Here is an 11,979-nt window from a genome sequence, read left to right as displayed (position 1 = left end):
TGAGGACTTGCAGCGGAAAGCCCGGCCCGCAGGGACACGCCCAAAAAGAAAGTACAGTAGTGATTTACAGAAAAGAAAAAACCGGGCATCAGCTACTTCATGAGTCCCGGCTTGTGTGATATGAGTTTTAAAACTTTTGGCAGGATGGGTTAGCAGGGCGGTGTAGGCGCCCTGGAATTTTGCCTTACACCTTCATGATCTCGGCTTCTTTGTGTGCCAGGAGGTCATCAATTTTTTTAATGTAACTGTTGGTTAATTCCTGCACATCGTCTTCGGCACGCTTGCATATATCTTCAGAAACGCCTTCTTTTTCGAGCTTCTTAATGTCATTATTGGCTTCCTTACGCGCGTTCCTTACACCTATCTTGGCATCTTCGGCTTCGCCTTTTGCCTGCTTCACCAGGTCACGCCTTCTTTCCTCGGTAAGGGGCGGCACACTGATGATGATATTGTCGCCATTGTTCATCGGGTTAAAGCCGAGGTTAGCTATCTGTATGGCCTTTTCAATCGGCTGCAGCATACTTTTTTCCCACGGTTGTATGGTTATGGTGCGGGCATCGGGCGTGTTGATATTGGCCACCTGCGAAAGCGGTGTCTGCGAACCATAGTAGTCCACTTTTACACCTCCAAGCATGGCAGGGCTTGCCTTACCGGCACGTATATTTAAAAACTCTTTTTCCAGGTGTGCAACCGAACCTTCCATAGATTCTTTAGTGCTATCTAAAATAAAATCAATTTCTTCCATGATATAATCCGTATATAGAAATTAAACATTTACTGTGGTACCTACCAGCTCGCCTTCGCAAACCTTCACCAGGTTGCCTTTTTTGTTCATATCAAAAACAATTATCGGCAGTTCATTTTCCTGGCTCAGCGTAAAGGCTGTAGTATCCATAACGTTTAAGCCTTTCTGCAGGACATCTTCAAACGTAAGGGTGTCATATTTTGTTGCGCTGGCGTCTTTTTCAGGGTCTGCGGTATATATGCCGTCAACCCGTGTGCCTTTTAAAATAACATCTGCATTTACTTCCACGCCTCTCAGTACTGCTGCGGTATCGGTGGTAAAATAAGGGTTGCCTGTTCCGGCACCAAATATCACTATCCGCCCTTTTTCAAGGTGGCGTACGGCGCGGCGTTTTATATAAGGTTCAGCAATAGCCTCAATCTTCAGCGCTGTCTGCAGCCTGGTTTGCATCCCTGCGTCTTCAAGGGCACCCTGCAGGGCCATTCCGTTTATTACGGTGGCAAGCATGCCCATGTAATCTCCCTGTACCCGGTCCATGCCGTTGCTGGCGCCGGCTACTCCCCTAAAAATATTACCTCCGCCAATTACTATGGCTATCTGGACACCTTTTTCATGAATTTGTTTTATTTCGGCAGCATATTCAGCAAGCCTTTTAGGGTCAATGCCGTACTGCCTGTCTCCCATAAGGGCTTCACCACTTAATTTCAGGAGGATTCTTTTATATTTCATAGGGTTTTATTAAACGCTGCAAATATAGCAATAAAACTATTTCCCGAAACACCTTTTTACGTTGCCTTGCCTTTGCAAAAAGCGGCTACAGGGCTGCTATACAATCAGGTCTTCGTATGATTTTTTAGCGGCTTCATAGCCTATCTTAAATATCTCATCCATTTTGCTTTTATTCGTTTCAAAGGTGCTGTAAAGGGCCAGCTCATCCGGGCTGATGACCCAGTCGCACAGTGTAAATTTCTGCATGTTGCTGTTGGCCGAAAGCAGGTCATAAGCCCTTGTGGTTACTGATTTTATCGTTTTCAGGTCCGATGCTTCAATTTTTTGTATGGGGCTTACATAAATACCTATCAGCTTGTCACAGCGCCCCTGTAAAATATCAGTAGGGAAGTGGTTGATGATGCCCCCGTCGCTGTAAAGCCTTCCGTCAATTTCATAAGGTGATATAATTCCCGGGAAAGCCGAAGAGGCCAGCACGGCATCGGCAATTTTGGTTTCATTGCCAAATATTTTCAGCTTGCCCGATACAAGGTCAGTAGCGGTAAGGTGCATCTTGTAGCGCATATCGCCCAGGGTGGCATCCTCAAAAATAGAAGTAAAGTAGGCTTTAAAAGCCTCAGAGTCAATAAATCCCGGCTTACGGAATGTAAAATGGCGCCAGTGGAAAAAATAGATTGATTTAAAGAATTCAAGGATTTCTTCGGGTTTCTTGCCCCAGGCGTACAGGGACGACACAATGGCACCTGAGCTTGTGCCGGCAATATGTGAAGGCACAATGCCAACTTCATCAAAAAATTTAAGTACGCCCGCATGTGCTATGCCTTTAGAGCCGCCGCCGGAAAGTATAAGCCCTATAGTGTGCCCGTTGAATTTCATAAGGTGTGGTTATTGCCTGACTAAATTACAGTTTTTTATGATATGGCTTTGTATTTGCAGTAGTAACAGTAAATTTACCAAAAATTTAACATCATGGATTCTCTTATAGAAAACAGCCTGAACAATAGCTATACATATACGGAATACCGTAACCATATATCGCACCTGCTTATTGACGGGCTATCAACCGGCCACACCCAGAGTGAAGACCTTACCCACTACAGCACACTTAATGAAGTGCGTATGAACCGCCTTGATAAAACTATAATAATTACACCTGAAGTAAAATCGAAGCTTGAGGGGCTTAAGCAGGAACATATACTTTTAGTATTGTCTGAAGGCTGGTGTGGCGATGCTGCGCAAATAATGCCCGTAATCAATAAAATGGCAGAAGCAACCGATAAGCTTGAGCTTAAAATTGTGCTGCGGGATGATAATGATGCGCTTATGAATGAATACCTCACTAACGGTTCACGCTCTATACCTAAACTGGTACTGGTTGATAAAGATACGCTTACTGCCCGCGGCAGCTGGGGGCCGAGGCCACACGGGGCTGCAAAGTTAATTATGGATTATAAGGAAAAATACGGTGTAATTGACCAGGAAGCAAAAACCGAACTGCAGAAGTGGTACCTTCACGATAAAGGCGAAAGCACTATGGAAGAAATTGCATTGCTGCTGCAGAATGCTGATAATGTGATAGTAGCCGGTTAAATGTTTTTACAATGTGCCGATAATTGTAATTTTATCGGAAACTGAAAGCCCGCCGGGGTTACAGCCGGGCTTGCCTTCAGGTATTTCCTTTCCTATAGCTTTGTAATAGTCCACCCATGCCGGAAAAAAATCATTAGTTCCGGGTTGCTTGTAGGTCATCGGGAATAATTGAAAGAAGGGCTTGCCGCCGTTAGCAAACATAAAAGCATCGTAAATCAGTTCAGAGCAGTAATAGCTGCCGTTATTATACACATACTCATCATCATAAGGTACGCCAAGCTGCTTTAACGAGAAATCTATAGCCGGTTGAATAAGCCGGCTATATTGTTTTTTAAGCCTGCCGATATACATGGGCTTCTTTGTGTTTTTTGAAAAGTTTTCAAGGGTATTAAGTCGTACTGCACTTCCGGCCGCTTCAATTATATATATGGTATCATTGCGGTGGTATACCAATCCCATGTGGCTAAAGTCATGGCCTTTATAGCCTTCAGTTACAGCCTCAATAGCATCGCATAAAGGGCCGCAGTCCATGTCCTGGAATATAAGGTCTCCGTCCTGCAGCTTTATGTTTTGTGCAGCCGCAATAAAAGGGAATAAAATTAAAATATAGAATAATCTTTTCATTCCGCAGTTTTTACTAACGTTTCAAAAGCCTCAGGTGTAATTCCGTTAATAACATTATAAGTTCCAATTTTAGTACGCCGTAAAGCGGTTAAATGTGCCCCCGAACCTAATGCCACTCCAAAATCATGCGCCAGTGAGCGGATGTAAGTACCCTTGCTGCACACTACCCTGAAATCAACTTCGGGCAGGGCTATGCGGGTTATTTCAAATTTATGTATAATAACTTTGCGTGAGGCAATTTCCACTTCCTCACCTTTGCGGGCGTGCTCATACAGGCGTTTACCGTCTTTTTTTATGGCCGAAAACACCGGCGGCTTCTGGTCAATTTCGCCAATAAATTGTTTTACCGTCTGGTTTATAAGGGCATCGTCAATATGTGCTGTAGGGAATGTTTCATTAACCTCCGTCTCCAGGTCGTAAGATGGCGTAGTGGCGCCGATATGGAATGTTCCGGTATATTCTTTCTCCATGCCCTGCAGCTCCATAATACGCTTTGTAAATTTACCCGTACAGATGATGAGCAAACCTGAGGCAAGAGGGTCTAATGTGCCGGCATGGCCAACTTTTATTTTCTTTAAGCCCAAATGTTTCTTCAGGCTCCATTTTACTTTATTTACTGCCTGGAACGAACTCCAGTGCAGCGGCTTATCTATAAGCAATACCTGCCCTTCCTGAAAATCTTCTGCTGAGGTCAATGCACAGTTATTTATAGGTTATAAAGTAAACCAGCAGCAATCCACCGGCTATAATCCTGTACCAGCCCCATGGCCTGAAGCCATATTTTTTTATTAATCCTATAAAACCTTTTATTGCAATTATTGCTACTACAAAGGCAATAAGATTGCCTGCAAGGAACATTTTCAGGTTATCGCTGTTTTGCATCAGCAGTTCATAACCTTTTAGCCGTGTATGCTCATAAGTTTTAAGGAAAACAGAGTAGGTTGCCACGGCAAGCATGGTAGGTACGGCAAGGAAGAACGAAAATTCGGCGGCTGTTTCGCGTGCAAGCCCCTGTTGCATTCCCCCTATTATAGAGGCAGCGGCACGGCTGGTGCCGGGCATCATGGCAAGGCATTGCCAAAAGCCTATGCTGATAGCTTTTTTTACCGAAATATCTTCCTCTTTTTGAACTACAGGATTTTTAAAAAAGTTATCTATAAATAATAACACTATACCGCCAAGAATAAGGGCAATGGCAATAGGTATGGGGTTGCCCAATACATCCTCAATCATGTCATCAAACAGGTAGCCGAGCAATAAAGCTGGTATAACCGCAAAGGCCAGTTTTATGTAGAAACTGATACGCCTGAAATCAAAGAATTTTTTCCAGTAAAGTGCCACCACCGCCAGTATGGCGCCAAATTGTATGGACACCTGGAACAGCTTTACAAAATCATCTTCCTGTATGCCGTAGTAGGAGCTGGCAAAGATCATATGGGCCGTTGATGAGATAGGCAAATATTCCGTAAGCCCTTCAATAATGGCAATGATAACGGACTGTATAAAATCCATTATTTAGTTTTTTTTGCAGGTTTAACTTTGGTTTCTGCTACAGGCGCTGCAGGTGTAGCAGGCCTTTCTGCTTCGGCTGGTATGGTTGAAGCCGGATTTTTAAAAATGGAATAAATGGTAATGACAAAACCTATCAGTACCACCGTAGGCGCAAGCCTTATGCGGCGAAAATTAAAAATATCCTCATTGAATACGTTAGGGTCGTCGCTGCCCCCGCCGGACATCAGTATAAACCCAAGCGCAATTACCACAAGGCCAATTACAAGTATCTTATAGTTTACCTTTTCAAAAAGGAAGTGTGTATTGATTTCGTTATTATTTTTCATTGTTACAAGTTTCAAGTTCAGGTTGGTGCCGTGGCTAGTGCCTTTTGCCTTGTGGCTGGTGCCTAATATAAATCGTCTGTCCTCAGGTTAAGGAACCGCTGTGTTGCCATAAACGTGCTTATGGAAGCAATCACAATACCAAAAGCCAGTACTCCTGCCAGCACCACGGCAGTAAGGGCCCAGTCATCCCAAATGCCCAGCATCGGGAAGATCCCGTCAACATAATATACCAGTGCCACAAGCGCAGCTATGGCCAGTGCAGCACCGGCAAGCCCCAGCTTGAGCCCTTTCCATACATAGGGTTTGCGGATGAACGATTTGGTGGCGCCTACCATCTGCATGGTCTTTATGGTAAAACGGTGGTTGTAAATAGAAAGCCGCAGGGCGCTGTTGATAAGCAGCATGGACAGGAATGCCAGCGCCCCGCTGATGATCAGTATCCAGAAGGTTATCTTCTCAATGTTTTCATTGGCCATGTCAACCAGTACCGAATCATACGTAATATCTCCAACCATAGGGTTAGTGCGCAGTTTCGCATCAATAGATTTTATGCTGTCCTTCTGCACATAGCCGCCCTTCAGGTGGATGTCGTATGATGCCGGCAGCGGGTTTTCCCCGAGGAAAGACATGTAATCATCTCCCACTATGTCCTTATTGTTTTTTGCCGCGTCTTCTTTTGAAACAAATTTATAATCCTTTACAAAATGCATATTCTTCAGCTCTTCGCCAAAAGCGGTAAAAACGCTGTCATTAGCCTCATTCTTGAAGTACACTGACATCGGGATGTTCTCTTTCACATAGCCCGAAATCTTTTCTGTATTTACCACAAAAAGCCCCAGTGCGCCCAGCAGTGTTAATACTATGAATATGCTGAGTATCACTGAAAAATAAGAGGAAATGAGCCGTCTTTTCTGGAACTTCTCAAAGGATGATGCCATACATTTTGTTTTAGCGGTAAAAATAATAAAGAATTTGTTTAAACACAGTTTATAACGCCTAAACTTTATACATTCGTACAATAACATTAAATTTGCGCTTCTTAAAATAACATTCAACTTTACGACTTTACAACTTTCAACTGAGTTATGCGATACGACCACAAAAGAATTGAAGCGCACTGGCAGAAATACTGGGCGGAAAATAAAACCTTCAGCGCAGAGAACCACAGCGATAAGCCAAAGTATTACGTATTGGATATGTTTCCCTACCCATCAGGCGCGGGGCTGCATGTGGGGCATCCGCTGGGCTATATAGCGTCTGACATTTATGCACGCTACAAGCGCCACCAGGGCTTCAATGTGCTGCATCCGCAGGGGTATGACAGCTTTGGCCTTCCGGCAGAGCAGTATGCCATACAAACCGGCCAGCACCCGGCCGTTACTACCGAGGCTAATATTGCCCGCTACCGCCAGCAGCTGGACAGGATAGGCTTTTCGTTTGACTGGGACAGGGAAGTGCGGACATCAAACCCGGAGTATTACAGGTGGACGCAGTGGATATTCATCCAGCTGTTCAATTCCTGGTATAATAAAGACACCGATAAAGCAGAAAGCATCTGCACACTGATACAAAAATTTGAAGAGAATGGTAACGCAGGGATTAATGCGGTGTGCGATGATAACATAGCCTCTTTTACTGCCGCACAATGGAAAAGCTACGCCAAAGAAGAGCAGGAGCGCATCCTTTTAAAATACAGGCTTACCTATCTGGCAGAAACGGAAGTAAACTGGTGCCCTGCCTTAGGTACCGTACTGGCTAATGACGAAATTGTCAACGGCGTTTCTGAGCGGGGCGGTTATACTGTTATCCGCAAGAAAATGACGCAATGGAGCATGAGGATTTCAGCCTATGCCGAAAGATTGCTGCAGGGGCTGGAAACCATTGACTGGACCGAATCGCTTAAAGAAAGCCAGAGGAACTGGATAGGTAAATCAGTAGGTGCCTCAGTTATATTCAGGGTTAAAGATTCTGAAGCAGAGCAGGATACGGTTGAATACATCCTTACGGGCGGCGACACCAATGATTATACCATAGAAGTTTTTACCACACGCCCTGATACCATATTCGGGGTGACATTCCTTACGCTTGCGCCGGAGCATGAGCTGGTTTCTAAAGTAACAACGCCGGAGCAGAAAGAAGCGGTTGAAGCTTATATTGAAGCTACTGCCAGGCGAAGCGAGCGCGACCGTATGGCCGATGTAAAAACTATATCGGGTGTTTTTACGGGCGCTTATGCAGAGCATCCTTTTACCAAGGCCCCTGTGCCGATATGGATTGGCGATTATGTACTGGCAGGCTATGGTACAGGCGCAGTAATGGCTGTACCCTGCGGCGACCAGCGCGATTATGATTTTGCGAAGCATTTCAATATACCGGTTATCAATATTTTTGAGGATGTTGATATTTCTGAAGCGGCCTATAGCGCCAAGGACAACAACACCAGGCTGAAAGATTCAGATTTCCTGGATGGCATGGGCTACAAAGAGGCTACGGAAGCCGTAATTAAAAACCTGGAACAGATTGGCCTGGGCCGTGGCAAAACCAACTACCGCCTGCGCGATGCCGTGTTCAGCCGCCAGCGTTACTGGGGCGAGCCGTTCCCGGTATATTACGTAAACGGGCTGCCGCAGATGATAGCGGCGGAGCACCTGCCGGTACGCCTGCCGGATGTGGAGAAATATTTACCGACCGAAGACGGGCAGCCGCCTTTGGGTAACGCGAAGGAGTGGTACTGGGACACACGTAGTAACACTGTTGTTGCCCCTCCTTCGGAGGGGTCGGGGGAGGCTGGTGTTTATCCTTTAGAGCTCAACACTATGCCGGGCTGGGCCGGCAGTTCATGGTACTGGCTGAGGTACATGGACCCGTTTAACAAAGAAGAGTTTGTAAGCAAAGAAGCCGAAGCCTACTGGCAGGATGTGGACCTGTATATAGGCGGCAGCGAGCATGCTACGGGACACTTATTGTACAGCCGTTTCTGGAATAAGTTTTTAAAGGACAGGGGCTTTATACATAGCGAAGAACCTTTTAAAAAGCTTATCAACCAGGGGATGATATTGGGGATGAGTGCTTTTGTGTATGTACATTTTCCTTTTTCATCTCTTGTAATAGAAGATGATCAATTAAGTGCTGATAAACTTAAGGAGATTAAGGAGTTTTCCAAAAAATTTAGAATTGTACTTAGTAGTTCATATTATAAAAGATTGCATCAATTTGATGAAGAATTGAAATCATTATTTGAAACGGCATATCAGGATTTAACTTTAAGATTCAAACAAAAATTTCCAGGTTATGATATTAACTTCAGTGAAAACTTTAAACTACAGAAGGAAAATCAATTAAGTATTTATGCTAATACATTGCCAATACATGTTGATATAACATTAATCAATGAATCTAATAATGAATTGAATATTGAGCTTTTTAAGAGTCATGCTATAAATCAAGAATATCAAGATGCAATTTTCATTACTGAAAATAATGGTAAATACATAGTAGGACGCGAAGTCGAAAAAATGTCCAAGTCTAAATACAATGTAGTAACACCCGATGATATCTGCGAGCAATATGGCGCTGATACTTTAAGGTTATATGAAATGTTCCTGGGGCCGCTGGAGCAGGCTAAGCCGTGGAATACTGCGGGTATAACAGGCGTTTCAGGCTTCCTGAAAAAGCTTTGGAGACTGTATTTTGATGACAGCGGGCTGATTGTTACCACTAACGAAGCCAGTAAGGAAGCCCTGAAGATACTGCACCGTACCATAAAGAAGGTACAGGATGATATTGAGAATTTCTCATTTAATACCTCGGTGAGTTCTTTTATGATTGCGGTTAATGAGCTTACGGCTATTAATTGCCATGAGCGCACTATTTTAGAGCCTTTGGCAGTGCTGATTTCGCCTTATGCACCACACATTGCCGAAGAGCTTTGGCACAGGCTGGGCCACCAGGGCAGCATCTCGCAGGTGTCGTTCCCGCTGTTCAATCCTGAGCATTTGGTAGAAAGCAGCAAAGAGTACCCGGTTTCTTTCAACGGCAAAATGCGTTTCAAGATCGAGCTGCCAATGGACCTTTCAGCAGCTGAAATTGAAAAAGCCATACTGGCTGATGAGCGTACGGCACAGCAGCTTAACGGGCAGGCGCCTAAAAAAGTTATTGTGGTTCCCGGCAAGATCATCAATATTGTAGGCTAAATAATTATAGCATGGACAAGCTTTTCAGGCATTACTCTATAGGCCATTTTATTAATGAGCCTGAAAACCCAACCGGTTTTGAAATCCTTCAGTTTGGGGAAATGGATGAGCCTGAAGTTGATGACGTCCATAAGCATACTTTTTATGAGATCATTTGGACAGATGGCGGTTCCAGCAGGCAGGTGATTGATTATAATGAATATGAGGTGCAGCCCCGCAGCCTGTTTTTTATTTCACCGGGGCAGGTTCATTCTTTTGAAGAGTGGAAGCCCCTTTCCGGCGGCAGTATATTTTTCACGGAAGAATTTTTTCTTTTGGGCCAGCAAGACCATGACCGGCTTTTTGAACTCACCTTTTTAGATAATTTTCATTCAAATCCCTGTCTCAGCCTTGACGTGCAGGGATTTGAAGAAATTAAAAACAGCATAACACTGCTCATAAAAGAATACAAGAGGCCAGACAGGAACTATAAAATATTACAATCCCTGCTGCACGTTATTCTTGAACAGGCACAGCGGCATGTCAACATTAAAAATCCTGTTGCATCAGCAAAATCCTCCGTGGTGCTTTATAAAAGGTTCAGGCAGTTGGTAGAACAAAATTTCACTAAAAATGAAACCCCGGCATTTTATGCCGAGCGGTTAAATATAACGCAACATCATCTTAATCGCACCTGCAAAGCCGTAGCAGGTATAACTTCATCTGAGGTTCTCCGCTCTCGCAGCATGCTCGAAGCTAAAAGGTTACTTACATTCAGCGGCTTGTCAGTTTCCGAAATCGCATCCACATTACACTATTTTGACAGTTCTTACTTCTCAAAACTTTTCCGTACGGAAACAGGCATGTCTCCACTCGCTTTTAAAGCTGTTATGTCTGAAAAATACCGAATTAAGTAAATATACTCATAACAGGTGAGCATCATTTAGTAACAATTTTGCATTGTCTGATATTGGACAATAACCTAAATATTACTACTAATGAAAAATTACATTTCGGCTGCTTTATCTTTTGTTACAGGTTTGCAGTTTATGGTTTTTGGAGCCAACAAGTTTTTATTGTTCTTCGTCCCGCCACCGCCATCACATCCTGCAGCACAATTATTTATGCAGGGTATGTTTGGCTCTTACCTTGCGGGCTTTACGGGTTTAATTGAAATAACAGGCGGAATCCTGCTCTTAATAAGCAGGGTAAGGTTCCTAGGGCTTCTATTGTTAATGCCTGTTGTTGTAAATATCATAATCTATCATATTGCTTATGATAATCCCGGTAATATGATTTGGATTGAACTTGGTTTGCTATATCTCGGATTATCTTATCTGTATAAAAAGCAGTTCTTAACTTTAATAACTATACGATAATGGAAAAGAAAGTGTGGTTTATTACAGGGATATCTTCTGGTTTGGGTAAATGTATTGCAGAAGAGGTGATGGAACAGGGAGGAATTGTTGCGGGGACTTTCAGGGACCGGGCACAGGCCGAAGAATTCACTAAAGCTAATCAGGGCAAAGGCTATGGGATAGTGCTGGATATTACACGCCCTGAAGAAACAGATAAGGCCGTAGCAGAATGTATGGCCCGGTTTGGTAAAATAGATGTACTGGTTAATAATGCAGGTTTTGGTTTTGCCGGGGCTATAGAAGAAACATCGCTGCAGGAGGTACATGACGTTTTTAACGCTAATTTTTTTGGCGCGCTCTACCTTACACAAAAATTCCTGCCTTTTTTCAGGAAACAGATGGAGGGCCGTATTGTGCAGGTGTCATCTCACGGCGGTTTCAGGGCAATACCCGGATTCGGTATGTATAATGCCTCTAAGTTTGCCCTTGAAGGATTTAGCGAAGCGCTTGCAGGAGAGGTGGCGCCTTTTAATGTTAAGGTCACTATAGTTGAACCAGGCCCTTTCCGAACAGGTTTTGCAGGAAAGGGATTTCGTGAGGCTGCCGCTGTGATACATCAGTATGATGGAACTGCCGGGGTTTTCCGTGAAAGGATGAAAGCCATACACGGCAGGCAGGAGGGCGACCCTTATAAAGCCGCTAAAGCTATTTTTGATGTTATATCTTCTGATGACCCGCCACTACGGCTACCGCTGGGTAAAATTGCGGTTGCATCTCTTAACGCAAAATTAGAATCAGTTTCGCGTGACCTGGAAAAATATAAAGGAGTAGCTGAAAGTGTTGTGTATGGCTAAATCAAGAATTTTTAAAAATTACATTGAAGTGGTTTAAACTTATTTGTTAAATAAAAAAGGGTTGACGAA

General features: G+C 43.9%; 12 protein-coding genes and 1 pseudogene. 5 read left to right on the top strand and 8 right to left on the bottom strand.

The genetic code is table 11. The features are described 5' to 3' along the window. Positions 1–184: 184 nt before the first annotated feature. The 3 genes from frr to CHU92_RS03280 all read right to left on the bottom strand — a co-directional run bounded on the left by frr (position 185) and on the right by CHU92_RS03280 (position 2,350). A complete protein-coding gene (gene frr / locus CHU92_RS03290; RefSeq protein WP_094412573.1) occupies positions 185–748 on the bottom strand; it encodes a ribosome recycling factor in 564 nt (187 codons plus the stop codon). 18 nt (positions 749–766) lie between these two features. Next, a complete protein-coding gene (gene pyrH / locus CHU92_RS03285) occupies positions 767–1,474 on the bottom strand; it encodes a UMP kinase (protein ID WP_094412571.1) in 708 nt (235 codons plus the stop codon). 96 nt (positions 1,475–1,570) lie between these two features. Further along, positions 1,571–2,350, bottom strand: coding sequence for a patatin-like phospholipase family protein (locus CHU92_RS03280; RefSeq protein ID WP_094412569.1), 780 nt, complete (start codon positions 2,348–2,350; stop codon positions 1,571–1,573). Positions 2,351–2,443: 93 nt separating this feature from the next. Here CHU92_RS03280 and CHU92_RS03275 point away from each other — a divergent pair, with 93 nt between their 5' ends. Then, positions 2,444–3,064, top strand: coding sequence for a thioredoxin family protein (locus tag CHU92_RS03275; protein WP_094412567.1), 621 nt, complete (start codon positions 2,444–2,446; stop codon positions 3,062–3,064). A 6-nt stretch (positions 3,065–3,070) separates the two neighbouring features. Here CHU92_RS03275 and CHU92_RS03270 read toward each other — a convergent pair whose 3' ends face one another. From CHU92_RS03270 to CHU92_RS03250, 5 genes and pseudogenes are all read right to left on the bottom strand, one after another. Beyond that, the gene (locus CHU92_RS03270; RefSeq protein WP_094412565.1) at positions 3,071–3,688 is read right to left on the bottom strand and encodes a YiiX/YebB-like N1pC/P60 family cysteine hydrolase; all 618 of its coding nucleotides are present in this window, start codon (positions 3,686–3,688) and stop codon (positions 3,071–3,073) included. Continuing rightward, on the bottom strand, positions 3,685–4,383 hold the full coding sequence (truB, locus tag CHU92_RS03265; RefSeq protein WP_094412563.1) for a tRNA pseudouridine(55) synthase TruB: 699 nt from the start codon (positions 4,381–4,383) through the stop codon (positions 3,685–3,687). Before truB ends, CHU92_RS03270 begins: the two co-directional genes overlap by 4 nt. A gap of 7 nt (positions 4,384–4,390) precedes the next feature. After that, positions 4,391–5,200, bottom strand: coding sequence for an undecaprenyl-diphosphate phosphatase (locus CHU92_RS03260; RefSeq protein ID WP_094412561.1), 810 nt, complete (start codon positions 5,198–5,200; stop codon positions 4,391–4,393). Positions 5,201–5,292: 92 nt separating this feature from the next. Beyond that, positions 5,293–5,526: pseudogene (locus tag CHU92_RS03255) on the bottom strand (DUF3098 domain-containing protein); the annotation flags it as partial. 62 nt (positions 5,527–5,588) lie between these two features. Beyond that, positions 5,589–6,464, bottom strand: a complete 876-nt coding sequence (locus tag CHU92_RS03250) for a cell division protein FtsX (RefSeq protein WP_094412557.1) — start codon at positions 6,462–6,464, stop codon at positions 5,589–5,591. Positions 6,465–6,611: 147 nt separating this feature from the next. Here CHU92_RS03250 and CHU92_RS03245 point away from each other — a divergent pair, with 147 nt between their 5' ends. From CHU92_RS03245 to CHU92_RS03230, 4 genes are all read left to right on the top strand, one after another. Then, positions 6,612–9,719, top strand: coding sequence for a leucine--tRNA ligase (locus CHU92_RS03245; RefSeq protein ID WP_094412555.1), 3,108 nt, complete (start codon positions 6,612–6,614; stop codon positions 9,717–9,719). An 11-nt stretch (positions 9,720–9,730) separates the two neighbouring features. Next, complete coding sequence (locus tag CHU92_RS03240; RefSeq protein ID WP_094412553.1) at positions 9,731–10,615, top strand: helix-turn-helix domain-containing protein; 885 nt, start codon at positions 9,731–9,733, stop codon at positions 10,613–10,615. 81 nt (positions 10,616–10,696) lie between these two features. Beyond that, positions 10,697–11,077, top strand: coding sequence for a hypothetical protein (locus CHU92_RS03235; protein WP_129582995.1), 381 nt, complete (start codon positions 10,697–10,699; stop codon positions 11,075–11,077). Beyond that, positions 11,077–11,910 carry an oxidoreductase gene (locus tag CHU92_RS03230; RefSeq protein ID WP_094412549.1) on the top strand — a complete coding sequence of 278 codons (834 nt, stop codon included), beginning with the start codon at positions 11,077–11,079 and terminating at the stop codon, positions 11,908–11,910. The genes CHU92_RS03235 and CHU92_RS03230 overlap by 1 nt, the downstream gene beginning before the upstream one ends. The last annotated feature ends 69 nt before the right edge of the window (positions 11,911–11,979 follow it).

Origin of the sequence: Flavobacterium cyanobacteriorum, from assembly GCF_002251835.1 — a bacterium.
Classification (GTDB): domain Bacteria; phylum Bacteroidota; class Bacteroidia; order Flavobacteriales; family Flavobacteriaceae; genus Flavobacterium; species Flavobacterium cyanobacteriorum.
This window is presented reverse-complemented; position numbering and strand designations above follow the sequence as displayed.

What these genes read in the sequence shown, in the direction of transcription:
- pyrH (WP_094412571.1), bottom strand. Translation starts at nt 1,474, where the DNA reads ATGAAATATAAAAGAATCCTCCTGAAATTAAGTGGTGAAGCCCTTATG.
- CHU92_RS03280 (WP_094412569.1), bottom strand. Translation starts at nt 2,350, where the DNA reads ATGAAATTCAACGGGCACACTATAGGGCTTATACTTTCCGGCGGCGGC.
- CHU92_RS03275 (WP_094412567.1), top strand. Translation starts at nt 2,444, where the DNA reads ATGGATTCTCTTATAGAAAACAGCCTGAACAATAGCTATACATATACG.
- CHU92_RS03270 (WP_094412565.1), bottom strand. Translation starts at nt 3,688, where the DNA reads ATGAAAAGATTATTCTATATTTTAATTTTATTCCCTTTTATTGCGGCT.
- CHU92_RS03260 (WP_094412561.1), bottom strand. Translation starts at nt 5,200, where the DNA reads ATGGATTTTATACAGTCCGTTATCATTGCCATTATTGAAGGGCTTACG.
- CHU92_RS03250 (WP_094412557.1), bottom strand. Translation starts at nt 6,464, where the DNA reads ATGGCATCATCCTTTGAGAAGTTCCAGAAAAGACGGCTCATTTCCTCT.
- CHU92_RS03245 (WP_094412555.1), top strand. Translation starts at nt 6,612, where the DNA reads ATGCGATACGACCACAAAAGAATTGAAGCGCACTGGCAGAAATACTGG.
- CHU92_RS03240 (WP_094412553.1), top strand. Translation starts at nt 9,731, where the DNA reads ATGGACAAGCTTTTCAGGCATTACTCTATAGGCCATTTTATTAATGAG.
- CHU92_RS03235 (WP_129582995.1), top strand. Translation starts at nt 10,697, where the DNA reads ATGAAAAATTACATTTCGGCTGCTTTATCTTTTGTTACAGGTTTGCAG.
- CHU92_RS03230 (WP_094412549.1), top strand. Translation starts at nt 11,077, where the DNA reads ATGGAAAAGAAAGTGTGGTTTATTACAGGGATATCTTCTGGTTTGGGT.